Genomic DNA, 25,500 nt, shown 5'->3' with positions numbered 1-25,500 from the left:
TGCTTTTATTTTATCTTTTGAAGAAAATTTAGCCATAAAAAATGCACCTCCAATTGTTAGTTATGTGTCTAACAATTGGGGTGCACTTCAAAATAGGAGTCTTTTTATTACGTTATTTCTTTCGTTTCTTCAAACTTTTTTGATATGCATAAAGCTTATGAATCTCTTCCTTAAATTCATGTAGAAGTACAGTGTTTGCACCATTTGAATAACGCACAGTATTATAAGCATCTATAATAATATCACTTTGAATATTTACATCTTCTTCATCGTTTATTCTTTCTAGCCAAGTCTCAACAGTTTCTCCCCGTTTTCTATTTAAAGGAGGGGTTAACTTACTCTCTAGCTTGAAAATTTCCTTCCGAATTTCGTTATGTGGCGGTTTATTTCGTTTAAAAGGATTTTGGCTCATTCCTTCTTTATCAGTAATGATAGTAGATTCGAAGGCGGGCATATTTGGTAAACTTAAATGTTTTCGTTTTTTTACTATTTTCCAAACGACGTAAATAGCGATAGCTGTACAGACTATTATTGTAGCGCTATTTATGAGTATTGGATCAAAATCAGGAATTTTTTTCCGTCTTCAATTTTGGGTTTTAAGAGATGTCCTTTATTTGCCCAAACATCTTCAGTATCTTTTAATTCCGCTGCTTTAATTAATGGCATTAAAGCATAGCCGACGCCTAATGCGACTACTTCCGTTATAAAACCAAAAATAAGTCGAATGAAAGGAAATATTTGAACAATTAATATACTCATTAAGCCAATCGTAATGATAGAAGCAAAACGTAATAGTTGTTGTTTGCGATTTGCCCCGGTTAACCAAAATGTAATCATAAGATGCAAGGCTAACATTAATAGTTTCCACAACGGTGGAAAGGGTGCATAAAATATAACTGAAACGACAAACCATACAATACCACCTAAAGATTTTTGAACTGGATATCCAGGTCCGACCACATGTACGATAAAGAAAAATAGTGGTAATATGATTGTGCCAAAAAGAGAAAAAGGTAAAAATAAAGAGAAAAGAACGATTTGAAGAACTAAAAGTATTACAAATCCTGTTGTTTTTTTCTGCATAAATTTATGAATAAGAAATACTCCAATATAGCCTGTTGTTAAAAATATTGCAATACTAATTAGTTCATCTCTTTCTGTTAATAATGAAAGCAGGAGGAGCAGAATGAAATCATGAATGTGATATAGCCAAGTTTTCAACCGATTCCACCATCCCTTCACTAGTAATGAGAAACGTTGGCTGCGAGAGAAGAGGGAGTTCATTTCTTTGTAAACCAATGTATATCATTGTAGACGATCGTTCTCTCTTTCTCTTTACATAATGAAGGAATCCTTGTTTCGGAAGTAACGTACTATCATCTGAAATACGAGCTAATTCTTCTAAAGCTTTTGCATATTGTGTTTGTCCTTCATTTAACGGTACATGTAATGCACCGCCTTCTGCTAATACACTAATAAACAATTCAAACGGAATGTGGTGCTTCGTTGTGTACTGGAAAATGTATGTTGCATATGAAATAAGTTCTTCTACATTATCTTTCCAACCAAATCCACGATCGGCAGCTAAAGAAAGACAAATCGTCCAACTATAATTTTTTACAGGTTCATATTGCTTCGCTTGTAATTCCTGCATTTTAGCAGATGCCTTCCAATGAATAGAGCGGAAAGACTCACGCTCATATCGCTTTACACCGATAATAGATGTTTCATCATTGTAAAAAGAAAAATTCGTTCGATAAAATCCATTCAAAAGTTGCTGAAGTTCTTGCAAACCTGCTACTTCTTTAGGAGAAGGATACACAATAATTTCAGTCCTTAATTTATCAAAAACAGGTAAATGTACAGTTAATAGATGAAATGGATCTTTTAATACACATTCAAACTGTTCAATTTGAAACACACCACGCTTCGTTGCGGTTAATGTTAAACCCCATTTTTGTGCCGAATGTGCAGGTTGTGAAAATGGGAAAGAGAATAATGTTTTTGATATTTGTTCAATGCCTTGCTCTTTATGCGGTATAAGGGACGAATTTAAATGAAAGTAACAAACACCATTAACGAGCGGTATGCTGGCTCCATTTTTTAAATGAATAAAAAACTGTCCAGATTCCTCAGGAAAAAGCCGTGTAGTTTGTTTCTCATTTATGATTTGAAACTTCTTCTCTATGAAAGCCACATATTTATAAATAAAAATCGCAAATATATAATAGAAGAAAAAGAGAAACATAAGCATTCGTTGCGGGAAAAAGAATGTGAAAAGTAACGCGATTGGAACGGTTAGTTGAATAATATGGAGTTGAAAAAATAAAGGTACAGTTACAACACGCTGTCCATTCATGCTTGCTCAATCTCCACAGGTACGTCAACTTCTTTTAAAATACTTTTCATAATATCATTTTTTGTCGTACGTAATGCACCTTCCATTGATAAGACGATACGGTGATTCCAAACAGAAGGAACTAACAATTGTATATCTTCTGGTGTGCAATATTCTCTCCCATGTAAAAAGGCTAAAGCTTGAACAGCACGTACTAAAGCTAATGTGGCACGTGGGCTTACACCGTTAGCGATATAATCATGATTTCTTGTAGCATGAGCAAGTTTAATAATGTAATGTTCTAACGGTTCCGAAACAAATATTTCTTTTACTCGTTTTTGAGATTCTAAAATATCTTCTAATGAGATGACAGATGTGACACTTTCTAATGGTAAATCGTTCTGAAAACGTCGCATCATTTGTAGCTCATCTTTAGGAGTAGGATAACCGATTGAAATCGTCATTAAAAAGCGATCAAGCTGTGCATCTGGAAGAGGGAAAGTCCCTTGTGATTCAATTGGGTTTTGCGTCGCAATAACAAAGAACGGTTTCGGCAGAGGAGTTGACTGCTTCTCAAGCGTCACTTGTCGTTCTTCCATCGCTTCTAACAAACTCGACTGCGTTCTCGGCATTGCACGGTTAATTTCATCTGCTAGCAAAATGTTTGTCATAACTGGTCCAATTCTTAATTCGAATTCGCTTGTTTTTGGGTTGAAGTATTCAATACCTGTTACATCACTTGGAAGTACATCAGGGGTGAATTGAACGCGAGAAAAACTACCACCAATACTTTTGGAAATGGTTTTCGCCAGTAACGTCTTCCCAGTACCAGGCACGTCTTCGAGCAGTACATGTCCATCAGCAAGAAGTGAAACGAGCAGTAGATCAATAACATTTTCTTTCCCAACAAACACAGATCCGATGTTTTCTTTCAATTTATGTATCATATGTACCATTCCTTTCATTATAAAAGAGCTAATATTCCTATATTTTAACAAATTATTCAGAAAGTTTGTATCATTTTTTAATTCAAAGAAATGGATATTTAATTATTAAATTACTCTTGCATATTTTGGAATATGATTATAAAATATCGATATACTATGTATCGCTAGTCGATATATCATAAGGCGATGTATCGGAGGTAGTTATAATGAATGCGAAGGCGCAAAAATATATTCCGTTAACTGAGGCGACATATTACATACTGTTATCACTAGTGAAACCAATGCACGGATATGGAATTATGCAAATGGTAGAAGAGATGACAAATGGGGAAGTAAAGCTCGGTCCTGGTACTTTATACGGGAATACGACGAAATTACTTAAAGAAAAATTAATTGTTGAAGTTGCCTCTACAGATAGAAAGAAGTGCTATAAGTTAACGCCGTTTGGGAGAGAAGTGTTAGAGCTAGAATATAACAGATTGCAGAGATCTGTAAGGAATGGAAATAGTATATTAGGGGAGTGAATGGGAAATGGAGACAAAGAAGGTATTCAAACCTTTTGCGATATGGAGCTTGGAAAAAGAAGAAGCTTTTTTAAGAAAAATGCATCAAAAAGGATGGGCTTTACAAAAGTATAATGTAATGTATACGTTTAAGAAAACTGAACTAAAAGATGTAGTATATAAAGCGGATTTTAGACTGGATTATAAAGATTCAAAAGAAAAACAAAAAGAATATATTGAAATATATGAAATGTGTGGATGGAAACATGTAACGAGTTTTGCGAAGTGGAATTATTTTTGTAAAGAAGTAGACGAGGAAAATGAGTTACCTGATATTTATTCAGACAAAGAAACGAAGATACAAAAATTTGTTGAATTGATACAGTTCGTTGCAATTATGTTTGTAATGTTAATTCCAGTGCTTTACTTATGTTTTCTTGGAGTATCAGAATCAGGATTATATAAAGGTATGGTTGGGTTTTTAGTTTGTATATTTTTATATGCGTTTATTAATTTATTTAGGAAGATTAAAAAGTTGAAAAAGGAAATATTTTAACAAAGAGTGATATTCTTAGAGAAGATATTGATGGGAATCAACTTCTCTAATTTCTATATATATTTATTTTGTTCATTCTTTTTTATATAATAAAAGACCAACTTTTTAATTCATAGAACTAACAGTTACAAAGATAATACCATAATACCAGTAACAACACCTAAAAAAATCATAAATGAAGAAGAAATAATCAATAATAACGAACTAGCAATTAATATTAATTTATTAGATTTTTAATTTTTAAAATGGTAGTAAAGTAAAAGACTATAAATAGTAGAAACAAACCATATTGTTAGACCGTAAGGAGTCGTTATTTTCTCCCAATCGAAGATCCAAAAGTAAAAGATGACTATATGGCAAGTTAATAGTAGAAATATTGATAGAAGCGTTATTTTTTTATTATTTGTTTTACCTCGCTTATGTAAACATTTCCAAAAGAGTGCGAAGTTTAACATATAATAAGGAAGAAATACATTTTTAATTAAGTTATTAAACGGAAAAATCCCTTATAGAAAAATCTATTTCTACAAGGGATAATCATGTTTTTATTAGAAAGACTGATTTTGCGCAGGTTTAATAAATTGTTCAGGGTTTTCAACAAGTCCGCATACAGCACATTGGACACGGTATGTAGGTCCTTGATAGGCCATATGAAAAGCATTCATCGTTTCATTTGTGTATTCTTCTTCTGCTTGACCAGTTTGTGGATTTATTTTGACTGGTTTTACTTGTTGCTCAAGAATATTAAAGCGAGTACGATTCGTTTTACAGCTTGGACATAGCATTGGTTCCATATGTATACACCTCCATTTGTATCATTTCTTAAAATCTTTAATTTTATGCAAGCAAAAAACTTTCTCAATATAAATAGGTGTTTAATGTATTTAAAATTCAGAAAAAATAAAATATAATAAAAGTACGAACTGGTTATGTCCAAACCAAATCTCCTGTTTTATGCCAATAAGCTGGGGGGCCGAGAAATCGGCCTCATTTTTTTTGCTCATTACTACAAGGAACAAGGTTTTTGTGAGACTTTTGTCGAAATTTTAGGGATAGATACAAAGGGGGATGTAAAATGGATTTGAAAATGAAGTACATCATTTTATATGTAGAAAAGTTTGAGGAATGTTTAAAATTCTATAAAGATATTTTACAGTTACCTATAAAAGCAGAGCACGGTACATATATTGAATTTAATACTGGAACTACCATTTTAGCGATGAATACGCGGCAAGATGTGAAAGAATTAACAGGACTACCGCTTACAGAAGGTAAATTACAGTCTTCTCATTTCGAATTAGGATTCGTTGTTGAGAATGTATTAGAAACGATTGAGCAATTTAGAGGACAAGGTATTAAGGTTTTAGTTGAACCAATTGTAAAACCGTGGGGGCAAACAATTGCCTACATTGCTGATCCAGATGGAAATTATATTGAAATTTGCAGTTCATTAGAATAGAGGGAGAAAGAGAGATGGGATTTCCGAAACTAGAAACAGAACGTTTACGATTAAGAGAACTTACACTATTAGATGCAGAAACGATGTTCCAATATTTTTCGAAAGAATCAGTTATACGTTATTTCGGAATGGATTCTTTTGAAAATATTGAGCAAGCGAAAACAACGATTCAAACGTTTAAAAATCGTTATGAAGAGGGCAGTGTATTTCGCTGGGGAATCGAGAAAAAAGGGACGGGCCAATTAATCGGAACGTGCGGATTTCATTTAATTAATAATAATCATAAACGAGCTGAAATTGGTTATGAATTAGATGATACATATTGGGGACAAGGATATGCATCGGAAGCATTACAAGCGATTTTAGCTTACGGATTTGAAATGCTGCAACTAATAAGAATCGCAGCGGTTGTATATGTAGAAAATAAATCTTCTCAAAAATTGTTAATAAAAGCAGGATTTCAAGAAGAAGGATTACTTCGAAAACATATGATTCAAAATGGAGTTGCTCATGATACTATTTTATATTCTTTATTAAAAGAAGAGTGGAAGAAGTAATGAGCACAAACGAACTTATAACGATTATGAAGAAGCATAGGGAAAATAGATTCATTTTAGGTATAGATGGTTTAAGTCGATCTGGAAAAACAACATTCGTAACCAATTTAAAAGAAAATATGAAACAAGAAGGCATTCCGTTTCATATTTTCCATATTGATGATCACATAGTGGAGCGTAATAAACGATATCATACTGGATATGAAGAATGGTACGAGTATTATTATTTACAATGGGACATTGAATGGCTAAGGCAGAAATTTTTTCAAAAGCTACAACATGAAACAAAATTGAAATTACCTTTCTTTCATGAAGAAACAGATATATGTGAAATGGAAAAAGTACAGATTCCTATTGTAGGGGTAATTGTTATTGAAGGAGTTTTTCTGCAGCGAAAAGAATGGAGAGATTTCTTTCATTATATGGTCTATTTGGACTGTCCAAGAGAGACAAGGTTTCTACGTGAGAGTGAGGAGACACAGAAAAACCTTTCAAAATTTGAAAATAGGTATTGGAAAGCAGAGGATTATTACTTAGAAACGGAATTGCCGAGGGATAGGGCGGATTTAGTCATTGAATGATTTGAAAATAGAAGGTGAATAGAATGAATATTTTATGGGATTTTGATGGGACGTTATTTGATACGTATCCTGCATATACAATGATGCTTTCTGAAATATTAGGTGACTTAGTAGAAAAACAAGAAATATACAAAAACTTAAAAATATCATACTCTCATGCAATTCAGTATTATAATATTTCATGCGAGCAAGAAGAAAAGATTAAAGTTTTGAAGGAGAAATTCACGCCAAAAGATATGAAACCTTTTGCAGGTGTCGAAGAGGTTTTGAAATTTGCAGATAAAAATGTGATTATGACCCATAAACATAGGACAGGGGTTATGGACATTTTAAAATATTACGGCTGGGAAAAATACTTTGTAGATATGATTACAATTGACGATGGCTTTCCCCGAAAGCCCAACTCTTTAGCTCATAATCATTTACATAAAAAACATAATATTGATTTAGCTATTGGAGATAGAGAATTAGATTTATTACCTGCAAAAGAATTAGGTATTTCAACATGTATGTTTCAAGGTGATTGTGATGTAGTGGATTATTCTTTATCACATTACTCGGAGTTTTTTAAGATAGTGAGTGATAGAGAGTTTTCTTTATAAAAAAAGTTATTAATAAAGACTGAATCTTTCATTTTAAAGGTACAGTCTTTATTTTTTAGAACTCTTTCATTTTATTCCGCAATAACGGGCAGCCTGATTGCTTCAACTAATAATCAGTGGAGGGTGAACAAAACCTCCACTGATTAAAGTTTCACTTTATTTTCTGTATATAATAATTACTAGAGATTAAAGGATAATCGTCCATCTTTAATAAGGAAGTGGTCAGTTTATTTTAACCAAATTATGGTTATTCATGTTAATATGAACTCATAGCTATATAGAAGGGGTGGGGTTAGTATGAAAACTGAAATAGTTCCTAAAAAGAAGTATAGTATAATAAGTTATGTATCTTTACTCATCGGCATTTTGTGTTTTCTATTCGTTTTTATAACGCCAACAAGGATAGCCAATGCAGGTAATATAGTTGGAGATTATATTACAATTGCCCTGACAGGTGTAGGTATCATGCTTTCAATAATCACAATGACGAAAAGAACAGAGAAGAAGGGAATTGCTATTCTTTCATTAATACTGTCCTCATCATTTTTTATATTTTGGATCATAGCAATTATCCTATTGTTTACTGGTCAAATTAGTTTTGCGCCGTAATGTGTAATAAAAAGAGTCCTTCTCGTATGATATCGGGTTCAGTTACGGGAGAGAAAATATAAAATAACACACAAATTAGGGATGTAAATCACATATGATTTAGCACCCTTTTTTTATTGTTATTATAGTGTTTAAGCACTTTTATATAGTTAAATAGTGTTCTAAATAAAAAGATAAATGGAAAATTTATGTTAAAATAGTTGTAGAGATTATGAAAAAATGTTCTTAAACTAACAGTCAGGTTACTTTAAGAAGGTTTTTTCAAAGGAAATGGTAAATATCATATTTTGAAGGGGTGATTGCAGTGGAGTAAGTGATTTTTTTAATCTTAGTTAAATACTTTGAAGGAAGGCATTTATAACTATGAATACAAAACTAATAATAGTAGAAGGGTTACCTGGATTTGGAAAATCAACCACTGCAAAGCTAATAAATGAAATTCTAAGCCAAAATAAAATTGAGGTTGAACTATTTTTAGAAGGAAATTTGAACCACCCAGCCGACTATGATGGTGTATCTTGTTTTAATAAATTTGAGTTCGATAGATTATTATCTAACAGTGGGGATTTTAAAGAAGTGCTCCTTAAGAAAGTTCTAAAAAAAGGAAGCAATTATTTATTACCATACAGAAAGATAAAAAATGAGTTTGGTGACCAGTTTTCGGACGAATTATTTAACATTATTTTAAAAAATGATATATACGAATTACCATTCGATAAAAATGTTGAATTAATTGCTGACAAATGGAATGACTTTGCTGAAACCGCTCTAGAAGACAATAAGGTTTATATCTTTGAATGTTGTTTCATACAAAATCCATTAACTATTGGGATGATTAAATATGGTGAACAAAAAGAAAAAATAATAAATTATGTAATGAAAGTTGCAAAAATCATAGAGAATTTAAATCCAATGTTATTGTATGTAGAACAAGATAATCTTGAATTTTCATTTAGGAAGGCGTTAAAAGAAAGAACTCCAGAATGGTCCACAGGAATTATTGACTATTACACTAACCAAGGCTATGGGAAAGAACATAACCATTCAGGTGTAGAAGGAGCGATAAAAGTTCTTGAAGCTAGAAGGAATTTAGAATTAGAAATATTCGATATGTTAAAAATGAAAAAAGAAAAAATCAATAATACAAAATATGAAATTGACTCATATAGGTCAATGTTAAAAGATAAGTTAGCCATGCAAATGGTGAAATAGCTTTTTACACTAACTGGTGCTTTAGTTGAAGAAGGAAATAAAAACGCTCAGAATATCTTCTGAGCGTTTTAGTTTGTTATTCCTAATGGTTATTAGCATTTTTCTCTTCCTACACTGAACCCATTACTCATATGAAGGACTCTTTTTACTCGGTATCTTCAGGTTGATATTCTAAAATATCCCCCGGTTGGCATTCTAATGCTTTACATATTGCTTCTAAAGTTGAAAAACGGACTGCTTTTGCTTTTCCATTTTTCAAGATAGAAAGGTTAGCCATTGTAATTTCAACCTTCTCCGAAAGTTCTGTTACACTCATTTTTCTTTTTGCTAACATTACATCAATATTAATAATAATTGCCATATTATTCACCTCAGACCGTTAAATCATTTTCTGATTTTATATCTATAGCATCTTTTAATAGTCTTTGGAGAACGGCAGCAAAGACCGCGATTACCATTGAAGCAAAAATCATAATCATTCCGATAATAATAATGCCAGGGGCGTCATCTCTCTCTGCCACGAGATAGAAAAGTGGCATACCTAATACATATAATACACTAATTGCCAATGCGCTGTACTTAATATTTTTTAAAGCTTGAACAGATAGCTCTGAGAATGCGTTATTTTTATCAATATAGTTTAAAAGCTTAAATGTTTGGTACAGTGCGAAGTAATAAGGTATTGCTGTTGCGTATAAATTGATAAATACAAGATATTTAATATATGCAATATCTGGATATAATTCTGCGGCAAAATTTCCTATTTTAGGGACTAAAAAAATGCACATAGCAAGAACGGGGATTCCGATCAGAATTACAACGGTCTTTAAAAAGAGTGTGGATCCTTGTTTCATAAAAAGCACCTCATTTATTTAATATCTTATTAATTTAACATGAAATTTATTGTTTAACAATAAATCTTTATTTCTTTTAATCGAGGATTTATTGTTAAACAAGTAATTAATGAAAAGGATGTTAAATCTTTTTTATAAGATAAATGATACATATCGATATTTAATTAAAGAAAGAGAAAGTAACTATTGTTAGCTTTATGAGAATTGGGAACTAATAAAACATATGTAGGTTTTGGTATGGAAAAGGAAATAAGGTGTATTGAAATGAATGCAAAGTTTATGGAGGAACAATCATGTTGAATTATGGTGTGAAGATGAAAAAGTTACTATTGGTGGGAGCTATAATAGTAAGCGTATTAAGTATGGAAAGTATGATGAATTATCATGCGGCCAAAGCTAAGGTGAAAAAAGTAGAACACCAGCCTAAAAATATAATTATGGTGGTTATGGACGGAACGAGTTCAACGGCGACAACAATGGCTCGCTGGTATAAAGGGGCACCGCTTACGTTAGATCAAATTATAACAGGAGGTGTTCGTACGTTTTCGGCGGAATCAGCTATTACAGACTCAGCGCCAGCAGCAACAGCTTTAGCAACTGGAAATAAATCGAATTCAGGATATGTAGGTGTATTACCTTCTATTGTAAGTTCGCCTAGCTTACAGCCAATAAAAGAAGAAGAAAAGTTACGGCCGGTCGCAAACGTATTAGAAGGCGCAAAATGTACTGGTCGTGCAACTGGCATTGTTGCTACATCTGAAATTCAGCATGCTACTCCAGCCGGATTCTCCGCTCACCATGTCAATCGCAAACATTTTGACGTAATTGCGAAGCAGCAAGTATATCAAAATATAGATGTCGTATTAGGCGGGGGAAAAGCGGCGCTGTTACCTATGAAAAGTAATGGAATCCGAAAAGATGGTGAAAATTTAGTAAAGGTGATTCAAGACAAAGGATACGATTTCGTTGAAACGAAAGATGCATTATTGAACTCCAAATCTAATAAAATTTGGGGCTCTTTCTCACATCATGCTCTTGCGTTTGATATGGATCGTATAGCAACAAATCCAGAACAACCAACACTTTCTCAAATGACAGAAAAAGCAATTCAAACATTATCAAAAGATAAAGATGGCTTCTTTTTATTCGTAGAAGGTAGTAAGCCTGATTGGGCAGCTCATGCTAATGATCCAATTGGGATGATTAGTGATGTATTGGCATTTGATGAAGCGGTAGCAAAGGCGTTACAATTTGCGAAGAAAGATGGGGATACGATGCTCATCGCTTTAACTGATCATGGTAACAGCGGCATCTCTATAGGGAATAGGAATACGACAAAAGGATACAATACTACACCGGTTTCTGCATACATTGATCCATTGAAAAAGGCGAAAATGACACTTGAAGGAACTATAAATAAACTGAAATCTGATTTATCAAATGTAGAAGATGTAGCTAAACTATACGGTTTGGATAATCTAACTCATGATGAAAAAGAAAAATTAAAAGTGGCAAAAAAGAAAATGGATGTAGGACGAATTCTTACTACATTATTGGCTAATCGTGCAAATATCGGCTTTACGACAGGAGGACATACAGGTGAGGATGTATTCTTACATTCTTATGGACCTCAAAAACCAGAAGGCTTAATCCAAAATACAGACATTGCGAAGACGATGGCGAAAGCGATGGGCTTTAACTTAGAAGAAGTAACGAATAAAATATTTTTAGAGAGTGAACAAGCCTTTAAGAAAATCGGTGCAACTGTAACAGCCGACAAAATCGAAGGAGCAAACCCGTTACTCGTAGTAAAACATAATAAAGTAGAAGCACAATTATTTGGTAACAAAAATATAATTCGTATCAATGGTAAAGGGTATGAATTAAGAAGTATTATTGTAGAGAGTAATGGAAAGTGCTATGTACCAGAAGAAGCAATTCAACTATTTGTAAAGCATTCTCGTTAAAAAATTGCCAACCAGTTAAGCTAACTGGTGGCAATTTTTTGTGTTTATTCTAAATGTAAGTGTTCGAATTGTTTTGTAAAGTTTTCCATATGAGACTTGTATAAATGTTAAAGGGAAATTATATTTTTTCTTACATTAAAAAATTTCATTTTGTAGAATAAGAAGTTATACATATAGTAAAGTCTAATGTGTTATCAATTAATATTTACGAAAAATATATTAATACTTTAGAATTTCTTTAATGTTCATTATTTTTTATTTAAGGTTATCCGTTATATTTATAATATGTTTATTTCAATTTATTGTATTGAAGCTCAGTTTTATATAATTATAAAGCAATCATCAAAATAAAATCTCCACTAGAGTAAATTTATTATTTTTTTGCGGAAATTATTATGCAGCTAAGAAAACTGTAGTTTATTGGATTAGAAATATATTAGGATTTACTTGAAGAAAGAGAGAGGGAATAAAATGAATATAGTGCACTTACGTCCTAAACAGCGGTCTAAGTATCGCATTATGCTAGGGAAGTGGTATTACTCTACAAAGAGGTACATTCAGTGGTTGGCAGACGGAAAAACATATGCAAAAAGGTTCCAACAAGAAAAGCTACCTTGTACAGCAATTCAGCACCGAACGATATTACTTCGTAAGCTCAAAGATGTAGATATGTGGTATCAACAGAATAAGGTTGTTAATTTGAAAATTGCTGTTAAAAAACTAAATGGTATCGTCATTAGACCGGGAGAAACATTTTCTTACTGGCGTTTAATAGGTAAGCCAACGAGGAAAAAAGGGTATGTAGAAGGTATGGTATTACATTACGGATCTTTTCAAACAGGTATTGGAGGAGGTCTTTGTCAGCTTTCGAATTTAATATATTGGATGACTTTACATACACCACTGACAGTAACAGAACGATATCGTCATAGCTTTGATGTCTTTCCTGACTCTAGGCGCACTCAACCGTTTGGGAGTGGGGCGACTTGTTCCTATAACTATTTGGATTTACAAATTAAAAATGAAACGGACCAACCGTATCAACTTCACCTTTATATGACAGATGAACATTTAGTTGGTGAATGGAGAACAGTCTATCCGCAACTTTATCAATATGAAGTGTATGAGAAAGAACACTCAATTCAACCTGCATACTGGGGCGGTTATATACGACATAATGTGATTCAACGTAAAGTATATAATCAACAGAAACAGTTAATAGAAGATCAATATGTAACAGAGAATCACGCTATAATGATGTACGAACCACTATTAGCTTGTAATAATGAGAATAGTGAGTAATATGGTAATCCATAGATTAAATAGTATAGAAAATATTTAATTCTTATTTTTATTAAAAAAGTATGAATCCCAGATTTACTGGATTTTGATTGTAACTAAGAACATATAAAAGTTCACTGTTATTTATAGGAGAGTCTGTTTGTTTTTATATCTTATGTATTTCACCCTGCATAAAAAAATATTTCTCAACATTTTATTTGTTGAAAAAGATTGAATATTCGTATTATAACGAATATTATGTTGTTATCGGCAAAAAACGATAATTTGCAGACACTGGGGAGGACATACATTGAAAAAGAAAAAGAAATTAAAACCATTAGCGGTATTAACAACAGCAGCAGTACTAAGTAGTACGTTTGCTTTTGGAGGTCACGCAGCGTATGCTGAGACACCAACATCATCTCTACCAATAGATGAGCACTTAATACCGGAGGAGCGTTTGGCTGAAGCGCTAAAACAACGGGGGGTAATTGATCAATCTGCATCACAAGCTGAGACTTCAAAGGCTGTCGAAAAATATGTTGAGAAAAAGAAAGGGGAAAACCCTGGGAAAGAAATCTTAACAGGAGATAGTCTTACGCAAGAAGCCTCTGACTTTATGAAAAAAGTAAAAGATGCAAAAATGAGGGAAAATGAACAGGCGCAGCAGCCTGAAGTAGGCCCAGTAGCTGGACAAGGTGCAGCATTGAACCCTGGGAAATTAAATGGAAAAGTACCTACTACATCAGCGAAGCAAGAAGAATACAATGGAGCTGTTCGAAAAGATAAAGTACTTGTTTTACTTGTAGAATTTAGCGATTTTAAGCATAACAATATTGATCAAGAGCCAGGATACATGTATTCTAAGGACTTTAATCGTGAACATTATCAAAAAATGTTATTTGGTGATGAACCATTTACTTTATTTGATGGATCGAAAATTAACACATTTAAGCAATATTATGAAGAACAATCTGGTGGTAGCTATACAGTTGATGGGACTGTAACAGAATGGCTTACTGTTCCAGGAAAAGCATCAGATTATGGTGCTGATGCGGGTACTGGGCATGATAACAAGGGGCCTTTAGGACCAAAAGATTTTGTGAAAGAAGCATTAAAAGCAGCGGTAGCAAAAGGAATCAATTTAGCAGACTATGACCAATTTGATCAATACGATCAAGATGGTGATGGAAATAAAAATGAGCCAGATGGCATTATTGATCATTTAATGGTTGTACATGCTGGCGTTGGTCAAGAAGCTGGCGGCGGTAAATTGAAAGATGATGCGATTTGGTCACATCGTTCAAAACTAGGTTCAAAACCATATGCAATTGATGGCACGAAATCTTCTGTTTCGAACTGGGGCGGAAAGATGGCTGCATATGATTATACAATCGAGCCTGAAGACGGAGCAGTTGGTGTGTTTGCACATGAGTATGGCCATGATTTAGGCTTACCAGATGAATATGATACAAAGTACTCAGGACAAGGTGAACCTGTTGAGTCATGGTCTATTATGAGTGGTGGTAGCTGGGCTGGAAAAATTGCAGGAACAGAGCCAACGAGTTTCTCGCCACAAAATAAAGAGTTTTTCCAAAAGAATATGAAGGGGAACTGGGCGAATATTCTTGAAGTAGATTATGACAAACTTAGCAAAGGAATCGGTGTTGCAACATATGTAGATCAAAGTACTACAAAATCTAAACGACCTGGAATTGTTCGTGTTAACTTGCCGGACAAAGATATAAAAAATATCGAATCAGCGTTTGGTAAGAAGTTCTATTACAGTACAAAAGGAAATGACATTCATACAACACTTGAGACACCAGTATTTGACTTAACAAATGCAAAGGATGCTAAGTTCGATTATAAGGCATTTTACGAACTTGAAGCGAAGTATGATTTCCTTGACGTATATGCGATTGCAGAAGATGGAACGAAGACACGCATTGATAGAATGGGCGAAAAAGATATAAAAGGCGGCGCGGATACAACTGATGGTAAGTGGGTTGATAAATCATACGATTTAAGCCAATTCAAAGGAAAAAAAGTAAAACTGCAATTTGAGTACTTAACAGATATTGCAGTAGCTTATAAAGGATTTGCGTTAGATAATGCAGCCTTAACTGTAGATGGAAAAGTTGTTTTCTCTGATGATGCAGAAGGTCAGCCAGCAATGACGCTAAAAGGCTTTACTGTGTCTAATGGATTTGAACAGAAAAAACATAATTACTATGTAGAGTGGAGAAATTACGCTGGGTCTGACACTGCGTTACAACATGCACGTGGCCCAGTGTTTAATACAGGAATGGTTGTATGGTATGCGGATCAAAGCTTTACAGATAACTGGGTAGGCGTTCATCCAGGTGAAGGGTTCTTAGGAGTAGTAGATTCTCATCCAGAGGCAATTGTAGGGACATTAAACGGACAACCTACTGTGAAGAGCAGTACACGTTATCAAATTGCCGATGCGGCATTCTCATTTGATCAAACGCCAGCATGGAAAGTAAATTCACCAACACGCGGTATCTTCGATTATAAAGGATTACCAGGAGTGGCAAAATTTGATGATTCTAAGCAATACATCAACAGCGTTATTCCTGATGCAGGACGTAAGTTACCGAAGCTAGGACTGAAGTTTGAAGTGGTAGGCCAAGCTGAAGACAAGTCTGCAGGTGCAGTTTGGCTTCATCGATAAAATAAGGTAAAAAGAAGAGAAGCTGCGATAAGTCGGTGAAACTGACTGATTGCAGCTTTTTTCTTCTTGTGAAAAAACTCGCTGTTTTTTATGTACTTATTGGAAAAATACGAAGTTTCTTTGATACATAAAATGTTCCGTCTGTCCAATTATAGAAGCTATTTTGGACGTAAGAAATTTGTAAGTAATGAGTAAGAAAAAAGAGATTTTCATAGTATAAAATATTTATTATAGCTACTTTTAACACCTGATACTAATAGTGTGCTATAATATGAATTAGCAACAAAAAGGAAAGGAATTAGAACAATGACCTTAGAAAATACTAAAAATTTAAAAAAACAAGTTGCTCCTTTTGAAAAATCAACGATTAAAAAAAGTGTTTGGCAACTGATTAACACAATCGTGCCATTTATTATTTTATGGTACCTTGCTTATAAAAGTTTGTCAGTTTCTTATTGGTTAACATTAGTTCCAGCACTGTTAGCCGCTGGATTTATGACAAGGATTTTCATTATTTTTCATGATTGTACCCATTATTCATTCTTTAAAAGTCGACGTGCAAATAGAATAGTTGGAACGTGTATGGGTGTTTTAACATTATTCCCATTTGATCAGTGGGGGCATGAGCATTCTATTCACCACGCTACGAGTGGTAATTTGGATAAGAGGGGTACAGGGGATATTTGGACGCTTACAGTAGATGAATATGTAGCAGCACCATTTAGACTCCGTTTAGCATATCGTTTATATCGCAATCCATTCGTTATGTTTGGGTTAGGCCCGATTTATGTTTTCTTGCTTAAAAATAGATTTAACCGAAAAGGTGCTAGAAAAAAAGAACGTATGAACACTTATTTAACGAATATTTTGATCGTTGCTATTATAGGGATGCTTTGCTGGGCAATTGGATGGCAATCGTTTCTTTTAGTACATGGTTCTATATTTTTAATAGCAGGTTCAATAGGGATTTGGCTGTTTTACGTACAGCACACATTCGAGGATTCTTATTTTGAAGAAGATAAAGAGTGGGAATATGTGAAAGCGGCAGTGGAGGGAAGTTCTTTTTATAAACTTCCAAAAATTTTGCAATTTCTAACGGGTAATATTGGATTTCATCATGTTCACCATTTAAGTCCAAGAGTACCTAACTATAAACTAGAAGAGGCACACAACAATACCCTTCCTTTAAAAAATGTACCAACGATTACGCTTGCTACAAGCTTGCGTTCACTCCGTTTCCGTCTTTGGGATGAGAAAAGTAACAATTTTGTTAGCTTTAAAGATGTCAAAAATATAATTAAAAATAATGTTTCTGTTCGGGTGAAATCTGAACTATAATTGCATCGTATATAAAATTCCCCTTAATCATTTTCGATTTAAGGGGAGTTTTTGTTTCAAAAGTAGATGCCAGATAAGAAGAAAAATTAAATGATTCAAATTATAATTGAAGCAGATTAGGAATTGCTCGTACGTAAGTACAAATGCAAGATGACAATAAATGCATTATGTTAACAAGTGGAGTTATCATGAATTTTCTATTACGATAACTGTTCATAAATCCGACGAAAATTAATAGCAAAAGGGGGATCGTACAACAGTATATCTAAAAAATTAGAAAAGACTTGAACGGAAATTTCATTCATTTTTCTTGGTGTTCCGCATTCCATACACTTAAATAGGATGCATATTCTAATTCATCTGGATTGTCATGTAACATAGAAATGAATTCTAATTTATTTCTATCACAATCTAGAAAGTATACACTTGCAGCGGGCATCCACCTTTGGACAATTGGCTCTTGATTTCCTTTTCCTTGACTTCCTATCACTTCTATTCCACGCTCCTCTAACCACGCTTTAGAAGTCATTAAAAACTCTAAATTTACACCAAAAGCAAAATGTTTCAGCTCAAAGTCTTCGATATTATTTACTTCCCATAGTCCAAGCATTTGTTTTTTATTTTCTCCGACCCAAAAGAAAGCCACTCTTCTTTTGGAGAGTTTTCTTGCTAACGTTAATCCTAGCTTGTTTTGATAGAAATTTATCGCTTTTTCTAAATTTCTTACATGTAAATGAGTCTCGTATATGTTCTGTATCATTATGATCATTCCTTTCTTTCTTGGTAACTACCAGTTGAGTAATGAATGTAATTCTAATAATGTACAGCTATATCTGATATACCTATTTATTATTATATCGAAATTGAAATACGATAAATCCAACTGAGGTAGCAAGTTCAAATGAAATTTTTACTACTTTTGTAGGAGAAGAGAAAAATCCATTAAATTCAGGTGAACTCATATTTAAATAATGAAAAAAAGACCACACATGAAGTGAAACGCCACGTGTTGTCTTTTTTGTATCGTGCAATATTACGAAGTTTCGCTAATTTTAGTTTCACTTTGAGTGTTAGTTGCAATTCTTTTCTTAACTTTAAAGTGATAGTAGGTATAGCAAAAGATGATAAATGGTACAGTACAATAAATGCCTAGTCTTTGATCTGGGATAAAGATAAGACTTACTAATATAATGCCATACAATCCAAAACCAAGAATTGGTACAAGGGGATAGAGTGGAGTTCTGAACTTCAAGTCTTCTAATTTTCCACCTTCAGCTAAATAGTGTTTGCGGAAAAAGAATTGAGAAACACAAATTGACATCCAAACAATGATTGTTATGACTCCAGAAATGGAAATTAACCATAAGTAAACCGTTTCAGCAGCTACGACGCTTGTTAAAAGAGAAAAAGCAGAAATAGCTATTGTCATGATTAAAGCGTTGAGAGGAATCCCACGTGATGATAATTTCTTTAAAAATGCTGGAGCCATTTCGTTTTTTGATAAAGACCAAAGCATTCGAGTAGCAGCGTATAGTCCTGAGTTTGCAACAGAAAGAACAGCAGTAAGAATAACAAAGTTCATAATATCAGCTGCATATGGAATACCGATATTATCAAAAACAGCAACGAATGGGCTCTTTGTGAGTCCTGCTTCTTCCCAAGGAATTAAAGCAACAAGAACAAAGATTGCTAAGACGAAGAAAAACATTGTGCGCCATATAATATTTCTAATAGAACGAGGTAAAGTTTTTGCTGGATCTTCACTTTCACCTGCTGCGATTCCGACAAGCTCTGTACCTTGGAAGGACTAATTGACTGTAACCATTGTTAATAGAATAGCTGCAAGTCCATTCGGAAATAAACCACCATGATTTACGAAATTTGAAAGGAGTGGAGCTGGTTCGTCGCCTTTTAAATCAATAAAGCCGAACATAGCGGCGCCACCAAGAATTATAAAAGCTATAATGGCAGATACTTTTATACTTGAAAACCAAAATTCTGTTTCTGCATAACTACGAGCAGATAATGCGTTAATAGTAAAGATTGTAACGCCAAATATTAAACACCAAACCCAAACAGGAATATCAGGAAACCAGCGCTGCATTGTAATACCGGCAGTTGTAAATTCAAGACCGGTCGTATTCGCCCAGCTTAACCAATACAACCATCCGATTGTAAAGCCAGTTGCAGGATTGATGAATTTAGTGGCATATTCCTGGAAAGAACCCGAAACAGGCATGGCTACAGCGAGTTCACCAAGACATAGCATAACGAAATACATTAATAATCCACCGGCCATAAAGGCAAGTACGGATCCACCAGGTCCAGCTTGACTTATTATAAAGCCAGATCCGTTAAATAACCCCGTTCCAATCACACCACCGAGTGCAATCATGAATAAGTGTCTACTTTTCATCGTACGTTTTAATTCATTGTTTGTATTGTTTACTTGCGCCATTGTTTTCCTCACTTTCGTAGTTGATAGAATAAAGTTTGATGTTTTTCCGTATTATGGAATGTATTCCGTGATGTGAAATCTTGTTATAATTTTCAGATAATTAAAAAGAAAAGTCAATATTTTTTTGTTTGCGTTTTCAATTCGTTGTTAGTGATATATTTTTATTGTTAGAAAATTGAATAAATAGATTGATTTCATTTCGAATGTTTGCTAAATTGATAGTTAATTAAACGTACTAACATACTACGAGTAAAGTTGAGGCGAGTTATGGTACAGTCCATTGATCGAGCGATAAGTATTATTAAATTATTGAATTCTACAAATGAAAAAGAGTATTGGGCTATTTCTGATATAGCAGATGGAACACATCTCCCAGTTAGTACAGTACATAGATTACTTAACTCTCTAATGGAGCATGGGTTAGTTACACAAATACCAGAGACAAAACAGTACAAAATTGGACCAATGTGGATGGAAATAGGGTTACGTCAATTGGAGAAGGTAGACTACAGATCAGTTGCAAGAGAAGTGATGAAGCGGTTGGCCTTTGAAGTCGAAGAAAGTGTCTATTTAAATATTCCAAACGGAACACATTCTATTATCATTGAAAGAATTGATAGGCCTTTAAAAATTCGAGTTATCGATAATCTAGGGGAACAAATTCCACTTTCAATTGGTGCCGCAAATAAAACGATGCTTGCCAATATGAAAACGAATGAAATGGAACATATTGTAGAACATTTACTTTCTTCATTACCAGAACAAAAGCAAATTCTTCTTAATCAAATAAAGCAAATAAAAAATGAAGGATATGCTGTCAGTTATGGTGAAAAAACAGAAGGGACAGCTTCAGTAGCTGCACCTATTATCGGATTTAATCATAAAGTAGTAGGAGCATTAAGTGTTGGGTTAATTAGTCATCGTATTAATGATGATCGACTATCTTTTCTTATTAGCAAGGTAAAACAAGCAGCTCATGAAATATCAATAAAAATCGGCAGTACATCAGAACTATAATTTTGATAGCTGTCGTCATTTTTTATTCATATACTGGAATTCGTTTTCATAATGCGGAAAAATAGGGGGATTTATATGTCAAAGTGGCAATCAAAAGAACAATTGATTCAATTATTAAGCAGTCTTGTTGAAATTCCTAGTATTACCGGTTCAGAAGCTGAAGTAATATTGCCAGGCTTTGTTGTGGAACAATTATCTGAATTACAGTATTTCAAAGAAAACCCGCATCATTTACAAAAAAATCCGACAGGGGACGGACGATATTTTGTTACAGCACTAGTAAAGAAAAAAGATAGTACAAAAAATACTGTAATTCTAGTAAGTCACTTTGATGTTGTAGATGTACAAGATTACGGAGTGTGGAAAGAAGATGCATTTAATCCTAAAAAGTTAACATCTATGTTTTATTCTCATAAAGATGAACTTCCAGACCATGTGCGTGAAGATATAGAACATGGGGAATGGCTGTTTGGTAGAGGAACAATGGATATGAAATGCGGTCTAGCATTACAAATGGCAATGATTGAACAAGCATGTGAAGGAAGATTCGATGGGAATGTTCTTTTATTGGCTGTACCAGATGAAGAAGTGAAATCTGTAGGGATGAGGGCCGCTGTTCCGAGACTGTTAGATTTAGCTAGAGAGCATAACTTAGATTATAAAACGGTCTTAAACTCAGAGCCTATGTTTTCAAGACATCCTGGTGACCAAAATAAGTATATTTACACTGGCTCTATTGGTAAAGTGTTACCTGGTTTTCTTTGCTATGGAAAAGAGACACATGTAGGTGAACCTTTTGCAGGCTTAAATGGGAGTTATATGGCTTCATTAATAACAGCAGAATTAGAGTTAAACACAGACCTTTGTGATATTGTAGAAGGGGAAGCGAGTCCTCCGCCAACTAACTTACTTCAAAGGGACTTAAAGGAGGATTATTCTGTACAAATTCCGCATCGTGCAGTTACATTATTTAATTTGTTTTTATTAGAAAAATCAATGATAGATGTAGTTTCATTGTTACGTCAAAAAGTAACGAAAGTAGCAGAGAAAATAGAAGAGTCGTATGAAAAACATGCATATCGTTTTTCTAAATATAATCCATTTATACCACCTAATCTCAAAGTAAATGTATTAACGTATGAAGAGCTTATCACATATGCAATTGAGCAACATGGACAAGAAAAAATAAATCATATTCAATCTAATATTATAAAAAATAGAGAAGATAAAGATGATCGTGCGGTAACGATTGATTTAGTAGATAAATTAGCGATTTTATGTAAAGAAAAGGCACCGATGATTGTACTTTTCTTCGCTCCGCCGTACTATCCAGCTGTGAGTTCACGCAACAATCCTTTAATAAAAGAGGTAGTTGTAGAAATGGAAAAGTATGCACACTACAATCATAAGATTACATTTGAAAACCAAAATTATTTTGGGGGGATTTCAGATTTAAGCTATGTAGGCTTGCAGTATCCACTAGATTCAATGAGTTCGCTTGTAGACAATATGCCATTATGGGATAAAGGTTATTCAATTCCGCTTCAGGAATTAGAAGAGTTTGATGTTCCAGTATTAAATATGGGGCCGGTAGGAAAAGATGCACATCAATGGACAGAACGTCTAGATGTAAACTACGCATTTGAAACACTATTAGATATGTTACCCAAATGCATTGAAAAATTATTAGTTTCTAATAAAATTACACAATCATAGTAGGGAATAGGTAAGGGATAAAACAGAACCTTTAAAGAAAATTCGAATGAAATTATTTTAATATAATTAAAAAGTGGAACGGCCAAGCTCAATTTTATATGAGTTTGGCCGTTTATCATGTAGTGAATTTTTAATTAAAATTATGTGAATTCATAGCTAACGTAATCTCTTTTATAGTTTTATTTTTTAGTTTGACCAGATAGTTCAACAGACTTTTGCGTACAACGCTGCATAGCTGAAATAATCGCTGTTCGTAATCCTTTTTCCTCTAATGTTGCAACAGCTTCTATTGTCGTTCCGCCAGGAGAACAAACCATATCTTTCAATTCACCTGGATGTATTCCTGTTTCTAGTACCATTTTTGCAGAGCCTAACACAGCTTGAGCAGCGAATTTATATGCTTGATTTCTTGGCATACCATCTAGTACAGCAGCATCTGCCATCGCTTCTATAATCATATATACATAAGCTGGTGAAGAACCACTTACAGATGTTACAACATCCATTAATTTTTCACTTACGATCTCTGTTTGACCAAAACTATTGAAAATGTTTAGTACATCTTCTAAATCTTTTTCTGTCACCATTTCATTAGGGCATAATGCAGACATTCCTTCTCCAACAAGAGCAGGAGTATTAGGCATTACTCTTACAACCTTTACTTTTTTATTAAATGCATTTTCAGTACTTTTAATACTTTTCCCAGCAGCGATCGTAACGATGATAGCATCGTTTTTGATTACTTCTTTTATTTCATTAATTATTGATGCGTATAGGTCTGGTTTGATTGATAAAATTAAAATATCAGCATTTTTAGCTACTTTATTGTTGTCGGTAGTTGTAGTTAGCCCATATTTTTCACTAGCATTTTTTAAATTAGCAGTGTTTAAATCTGAACAAATAATTTGATTTGAAGACACTATATTTTTGTTTATCATTCCGCCAATCATAGCCATTCCCATATTTCCGCAACCGATGAATCCAATTTGTTTATCCATAATAACTCAATCTTGCTCCTTTTATAATCAATTATATCGGTTTGATATTATTTTCTTAGAATAAGAATAACATCCCTGTGCAATATAAAGAAACATTTTAAGAGAATATATTCCTTTTTGCAACACTAAAAGATAAAAATTAATTATATTCGACATTATGTAAATATATACACTATAATGTAAGGTTTTATGTTTATGAATATGAGTTAAACTTATATCATTTTGTATTTTCATTCAGTAGGGCAATAATTTCATACAAATAACTTGTGGCTCTATTTATTTTTAAAAATACCTCTTGACACCGAATCGAACTATATCGCATAATATAAAAAAATTAGATTGAAAATCGTTGAAGGGAATTAGTACATATGTCTTCTTGCGAAAGAGAGTGGAATTCACCGGCTGAAAGATTCCTCGTATAGAATATATCGAACCTATCCCTGAGTCTTAAATGAAAGTTTAGGCGTTCGCCTGCGTTATAGGCACCAAGTGGATATCTATGTATATCAATTAAGGTGGTACCGCGGAACAATGACCGTTTCGTCCTTTTTATTTTATTAAGGGCGAGGCGGTCATTTTTATTTTGCGCTTAAATACTTCAGTGCAGCATTGATGAGAATAGATATAGTTACAAAGTGAATGAAGTGTAATTTATAAAAAACTTTGATTTTAGACTTGGGGGATAAAAAAGTGAAAAAACAACGAGTTGTTGTAAAGATTGGGAGTAGTTCCTTGGCAGATAGTCACGGAGGCATCTCTACAGAACAGCTTTCAGATCACGTTGCCGCATTGGCTCGGTTGAAAGAAGATGGGCACGAGGTTGTGTTAATTACATCTGGAGCCGTCGCTGCAGGTTTTTCAGCGCTAGGATATCCTAGCAGACCTGTAACGATTAAAGGGAAACAGGCTGCAGCAGCTGTCGGACAAAGTTTGTTAATGCAGGCGTACACGGAGGAATTCCGTAAATATGGCATCGTTACTGCGCAACTTTTGCTGACGAGAAGTGATTTTTCTAGAAAAGAACAATATAGTAATGCTTACGCTACGTTAGGAGAATTATTAAACCGTTCCGCTCTTCCAATTATTAATGAGAATGATTCCATCTCTTTAGAGGAGCTAACGTTCGGTGATAATGATATGCTGTCAGCTTTAGTAAGCGGGCTTGTTTCGGCGGATATGCTTATGATCTTTACGGATGTGAACGGGTTATATGACAAAAATCCTCAGAAAAATGCGGATGCAAAAAAATATTATTTTCTTCCTGAAGTTACGGAAGAAATTTCTTCTCTTGCAGGAGATGCTGGCTCAAAACTTGGGACTGGCGGTATGAAATCAAAAATCGATGCTGCAAAGACAGCACTCTCTCTTGGTGTGAGTGTATTTATCGGAACAGGACGTGGACAGGAAAAGTTTGTAGATGTTTTGAAGGGTAAGGGTGATGGAACGTATGTTGGTAATGCTCCTCAAAAAGAAATGAAGATGAACAAGCAATGGATTGCCTTGCATTCGCTTGTTAGCGGACAAATCGAAGTAGATGCTGGGGCAGCTACTGCCATCATTCAGCATGGGAAGAGTTTACTTCCAGCTGGTGTTACGAATGTATCAGGATTTTTCCAAGTGGGTGAAGTTGTAGAGGTTGTAACGCAACAAGGGCGCGTAATAGGAAAAGGACAATGCACATATAGTGCAGAGGAACTAAGAGATGTAAAAGGTATGCAAAGCCAACATATTCAAGTAAGAGGCGAGAGACATAGTTATGAAGTCATCCATAGGGATCATTGGGTTTCACTTTAAAAAGGAGGAAATAAA

22 protein-coding genes, 3 pseudogenes and 1 other annotated feature are annotated in these 25,500 nt (G+C 33.9%); of the genes and pseudogenes, 15 read left to right on the top strand and 10 right to left on the bottom strand.

The window, feature by feature from the left end:
• Positions 1-112: 112 nt before the first annotated feature.
• From MR169_RS20450 to MR169_RS20440, 3 genes and pseudogenes are all read right to left on the bottom strand, one after another.
• Positions 113-1,221: pseudogene (locus MR169_RS20450) on the bottom strand (DUF4018 domain-containing protein).
• On the bottom strand, positions 1,193-2,359 hold the full coding sequence (locus MR169_RS20445; protein WP_016118127.1) for a DUF58 domain-containing protein: 1,167 nt from the start codon (positions 2,357-2,359) through the stop codon (positions 1,193-1,195). The pseudogene MR169_RS20450 and the gene MR169_RS20445 overlap by 29 nt, the downstream one beginning before the upstream one ends.
• Positions 2,356-3,285, bottom strand: coding sequence for an AAA family ATPase (locus tag MR169_RS20440; protein WP_242319945.1), 930 nt, complete (start codon positions 3,283-3,285; stop codon positions 2,356-2,358). The genes MR169_RS20445 and MR169_RS20440 overlap by 4 nt, the downstream gene beginning before the upstream one ends.
• A gap of 206 nt (positions 3,286-3,491) precedes the next feature.
• On the opposite strand from MR169_RS20440, the gene MR169_RS20435 reads away from it, so the two are divergent.
• A complete protein-coding gene (locus tag MR169_RS20435; protein WP_016118125.1) occupies positions 3,492-3,809 on the top strand; it encodes a PadR family transcriptional regulator in 318 nt (105 codons plus the stop codon).
• Between the two features lie 7 nt (positions 3,810-3,816).
• Positions 3,817-4,344 (top strand): DUF2812 domain-containing protein, encoded by a 528-nt coding sequence (locus MR169_RS20430; RefSeq protein WP_242319944.1) that lies wholly within the window; start codon positions 3,817-3,819, stop codon positions 4,342-4,344.
• A gap of 105 nt (positions 4,345-4,449) precedes the next feature.
• Here the strand turns inward: MR169_RS20430 and MR169_RS20425 are convergent.
• Together MR169_RS20425 and MR169_RS20420 are read right to left on the bottom strand one after the other, a co-directional pair.
• A pseudogene (locus MR169_RS20425) lies at positions 4,450-4,799 on the bottom strand (hypothetical protein).
• A gap of 93 nt (positions 4,800-4,892) precedes the next feature.
• The gene (locus MR169_RS20420; RefSeq protein ID WP_242319943.1) at positions 4,893-5,138 is read right to left on the bottom strand and encodes a DNA alkylation repair protein; all 246 of its coding nucleotides are present in this window, start codon (positions 5,136-5,138) and stop codon (positions 4,893-4,895) included.
• Positions 5,139-5,419: 281 nt separating this feature from the next.
• Between MR169_RS20420 and MR169_RS20415 the strand changes: the two genes are divergently transcribed.
• The 6 genes from MR169_RS20415 to MR169_RS20390 all read left to right on the top strand — a co-directional run bounded on the left by MR169_RS20415 (position 5,420) and on the right by MR169_RS20390 (position 9,364).
• Complete coding sequence (locus MR169_RS20415; protein WP_000364503.1) at positions 5,420-5,803, top strand: VOC family protein; 384 nt, start codon at positions 5,420-5,422, stop codon at positions 5,801-5,803.
• Positions 5,804-5,817: 14 nt separating this feature from the next.
• On the top strand, positions 5,818-6,360 hold the full coding sequence (locus MR169_RS20410) for a GNAT family N-acetyltransferase (RefSeq protein WP_000506678.1): 543 nt from the start codon (positions 5,818-5,820) through the stop codon (positions 6,358-6,360).
• A complete protein-coding gene (locus MR169_RS20405; protein ID WP_000106120.1) occupies positions 6,360-6,941 on the top strand; it encodes a kinase in 582 nt (193 codons plus the stop codon). The genes MR169_RS20410 and MR169_RS20405 overlap by 1 nt, the downstream gene beginning before the upstream one ends.
• A 23-nt stretch (positions 6,942-6,964) precedes the next feature.
• Positions 6,965-7,543, top strand: coding sequence for an HAD-IA family hydrolase (locus MR169_RS20400; RefSeq protein ID WP_242319942.1), 579 nt, complete (start codon positions 6,965-6,967; stop codon positions 7,541-7,543).
• 297 nt (positions 7,544-7,840) lie between these two features.
• Positions 7,841-8,152, top strand: a complete 312-nt coding sequence (locus MR169_RS20395) for a hypothetical protein (RefSeq protein ID WP_000845560.1) — start codon at positions 7,841-7,843, stop codon at positions 8,150-8,152.
• Between the two features lie 363 nt (positions 8,153-8,515).
• Positions 8,516-9,364, top strand: coding sequence for a P-loop NTPase family protein (locus MR169_RS20390; protein WP_242319941.1), 849 nt, complete (start codon positions 8,516-8,518; stop codon positions 9,362-9,364).
• A gap of 145 nt (positions 9,365-9,509) precedes the next feature.
• Here the strand turns inward: MR169_RS20390 and MR169_RS20385 are convergent, their stop codons facing one another.
• Both MR169_RS20385 and MR169_RS20380 read right to left on the bottom strand, forming a co-directional pair.
• A complete protein-coding gene (locus MR169_RS20385) occupies positions 9,510-9,725 on the bottom strand; it encodes a helix-turn-helix domain-containing protein (RefSeq protein WP_242319940.1) in 216 nt (71 codons plus the stop codon).
• A 10-nt stretch (positions 9,726-9,735) separates the two neighbouring features.
• Entirely contained in the window at positions 9,736-10,218 is a 483-nt protein-coding gene (locus MR169_RS20380; protein WP_000809118.1) for a DUF2975 domain-containing protein, read from the bottom strand.
• Positions 10,219-10,511: 293 nt separating this feature from the next.
• On the opposite strand from MR169_RS20380, the gene MR169_RS20375 reads away from it, so the two are divergent.
• The 4 genes from MR169_RS20375 to desA all read left to right on the top strand — a co-directional run bounded on the left by MR169_RS20375 (position 10,512) and on the right by desA (position 17,502).
• Entirely contained in the window at positions 10,512-12,185 is a 1,674-nt protein-coding gene (locus MR169_RS20375) for an alkaline phosphatase (protein ID WP_242319939.1), read from the top strand.
• A 471-nt stretch (positions 12,186-12,656) separates the two neighbouring features.
• Complete coding sequence (locus tag MR169_RS20370; protein WP_001028242.1) at positions 12,657-13,487, top strand: VanW family protein; 831 nt, start codon at positions 12,657-12,659, stop codon at positions 13,485-13,487.
• A gap of 289 nt (positions 13,488-13,776) precedes the next feature.
• The gene (locus tag MR169_RS20365; protein ID WP_000727448.1) at positions 13,777-16,164 is read left to right on the top strand and encodes an immune inhibitor A domain-containing protein; all 2,388 of its coding nucleotides are present in this window, start codon (positions 13,777-13,779) and stop codon (positions 16,162-16,164) included.
• A gap of 306 nt (positions 16,165-16,470) precedes the next feature.
• Positions 16,471-17,502 (top strand): Delta(5) desaturase DesA, encoded by a 1,032-nt coding sequence (gene desA / locus MR169_RS20360; protein ID WP_000171497.1) that lies wholly within the window; start codon positions 16,471-16,473, stop codon positions 17,500-17,502.
• Between the two features lie 301 nt (positions 17,503-17,803).
• Here the strand turns inward: desA and MR169_RS20355 are convergent, their stop codons facing one another.
• Both MR169_RS20355 and MR169_RS20350 read right to left on the bottom strand, forming a co-directional pair.
• Entirely contained in the window at positions 17,804-18,262 is a 459-nt protein-coding gene (locus MR169_RS20355) for a VOC family protein (RefSeq protein WP_000615638.1), read from the bottom strand.
• 273 nt (positions 18,263-18,535) lie between these two features.
• Positions 18,536-19,960, bottom strand: a pseudogene (locus MR169_RS20350) (amino acid permease).
• A 267-nt stretch (positions 19,961-20,227) separates the two neighbouring features.
• Between MR169_RS20350 and MR169_RS20345 the strand changes: the two are divergent.
• Both MR169_RS20345 and MR169_RS20340 read left to right on the top strand, forming a co-directional pair.
• Positions 20,228-20,977 carry an IclR family transcriptional regulator gene (locus MR169_RS20345; RefSeq protein WP_242319938.1) on the top strand — a complete coding sequence of 250 codons (750 nt, stop codon included), beginning with the start codon at positions 20,228-20,230 and terminating at the stop codon, positions 20,975-20,977.
• Positions 20,978-21,028: 51 nt separating this feature from the next.
• Complete coding sequence (locus MR169_RS20340) at positions 21,029-22,693, top strand: M20/M25/M40 family metallo-hydrolase (protein ID WP_242319937.1); 1,665 nt, start codon at positions 21,029-21,031, stop codon at positions 22,691-22,693.
• A 179-nt stretch (positions 22,694-22,872) separates the two neighbouring features.
• Here the strand turns inward: MR169_RS20340 and proC are convergent, their stop codons facing one another.
• Entirely contained in the window at positions 22,873-23,691 is an 819-nt protein-coding gene (proC, locus tag MR169_RS20335) for a pyrroline-5-carboxylate reductase (protein ID WP_242319936.1), read from the bottom strand.
• Between the two features lie 340 nt (positions 23,692-24,031).
• Positions 24,032-24,242: a binding site (T-box leader), on the top strand.
• Positions 24,243-24,381: 139 nt separating this feature from the next.
• Between proC and proB the strand changes: the two genes are divergently transcribed.
• A complete protein-coding gene (proB, locus tag MR169_RS20330) occupies positions 24,382-25,485 on the top strand; it encodes a glutamate 5-kinase (RefSeq protein ID WP_137074929.1) in 1,104 nt (367 codons plus the stop codon).
• Positions 25,486-25,500 lie beyond the last annotated feature (15 nt).

This window comes from Bacillus cereus group sp. BfR-BA-01349, from assembly GCF_022663795.1.
GTDB classification, from domain to species: domain Bacteria; phylum Bacillota; class Bacilli; order Bacillales; family Bacillaceae_G; genus Bacillus_A; species Bacillus_A cereus.
The sequence above is the reverse complement of the archived record's forward strand: the minus strand, read 5'-3'. Positions and strand labels throughout refer to the sequence as shown.

Excerpts from the sequence above, each read along its gene's own strand:
- MR169_RS20380 (WP_000809118.1), bottom strand. The coding sequence starts at position 10,218 with ATGAAACAAGGATCCACACTCTTTTTAAAGACCGTTGTAATTCTGATC.
- MR169_RS20340 (WP_242319937.1), top strand. The coding sequence starts at position 21,029 with ATGCGGAAAAATAGGGGGATTTATATGTCAAAGTGGCAATCAAAAGAA.
- MR169_RS20410 (WP_000506678.1), top strand. The coding sequence starts at position 5,818 with ATGGGATTTCCGAAACTAGAAACAGAACGTTTACGATTAAGAGAACTT.
- desA (WP_000171497.1), top strand. The coding sequence starts at position 16,471 with ATGACCTTAGAAAATACTAAAAATTTAAAAAAACAAGTTGCTCCTTTT.
- MR169_RS20400 (WP_242319942.1), top strand. The coding sequence starts at position 6,965 with ATGAATATTTTATGGGATTTTGATGGGACGTTATTTGATACGTATCCT.
- MR169_RS20370 (WP_001028242.1), top strand. The coding sequence starts at position 12,657 with ATGAATATAGTGCACTTACGTCCTAAACAGCGGTCTAAGTATCGCATT.
- MR169_RS20435 (WP_016118125.1), top strand. The coding sequence starts at position 3,492 with ATGAATGCGAAGGCGCAAAAATATATTCCGTTAACTGAGGCGACATAT.
- MR169_RS20430 (WP_242319944.1), top strand. The coding sequence starts at position 3,817 with ATGGAGACAAAGAAGGTATTCAAACCTTTTGCGATATGGAGCTTGGAA.
- MR169_RS20420 (WP_242319943.1), bottom strand. The coding sequence starts at position 5,138 with ATGGAACCAATGCTATGTCCAAGCTGTAAAACGAATCGTACTCGCTTT.
- MR169_RS20395 (WP_000845560.1), top strand. The coding sequence starts at position 7,841 with ATGAAAACTGAAATAGTTCCTAAAAAGAAGTATAGTATAATAAGTTAT.
- MR169_RS20345 (WP_242319938.1), top strand. The coding sequence starts at position 20,228 with ATGGTACAGTCCATTGATCGAGCGATAAGTATTATTAAATTATTGAAT.
- MR169_RS20445 (WP_016118127.1), bottom strand. The coding sequence starts at position 2,359 with ATGAATGGACAGCGTGTTGTAACTGTACCTTTATTTTTTCAACTCCAT.
- MR169_RS20385 (WP_242319940.1), bottom strand. The coding sequence starts at position 9,725 with ATGGCAATTATTATTAATATTGATGTAATGTTAGCAAAAAGAAAAATG.
- MR169_RS20390 (WP_242319941.1), top strand. The coding sequence starts at position 8,516 with ATGAATACAAAACTAATAATAGTAGAAGGGTTACCTGGATTTGGAAAA.
- MR169_RS20355 (WP_000615638.1), bottom strand. The coding sequence starts at position 18,262 with ATGATACAGAACATATACGAGACTCATTTACATGTAAGAAATTTAGAA.
- proC (WP_242319936.1), bottom strand. The coding sequence starts at position 23,691 with ATGGATAAACAAATTGGATTCATCGGTTGCGGAAATATGGGAATGGCT.
- MR169_RS20375 (WP_242319939.1), top strand. The coding sequence starts at position 10,512 with ATGTTGAATTATGGTGTGAAGATGAAAAAGTTACTATTGGTGGGAGCT.
- MR169_RS20405 (WP_000106120.1), top strand. The coding sequence starts at position 6,360 with ATGAGCACAAACGAACTTATAACGATTATGAAGAAGCATAGGGAAAAT.
- MR169_RS20440 (WP_242319945.1), bottom strand. The coding sequence starts at position 3,285 with ATGATACATAAATTGAAAGAAAACATCGGATCTGTGTTTGTTGGGAAA.
- MR169_RS20415 (WP_000364503.1), top strand. The coding sequence starts at position 5,420 with ATGGATTTGAAAATGAAGTACATCATTTTATATGTAGAAAAGTTTGAG.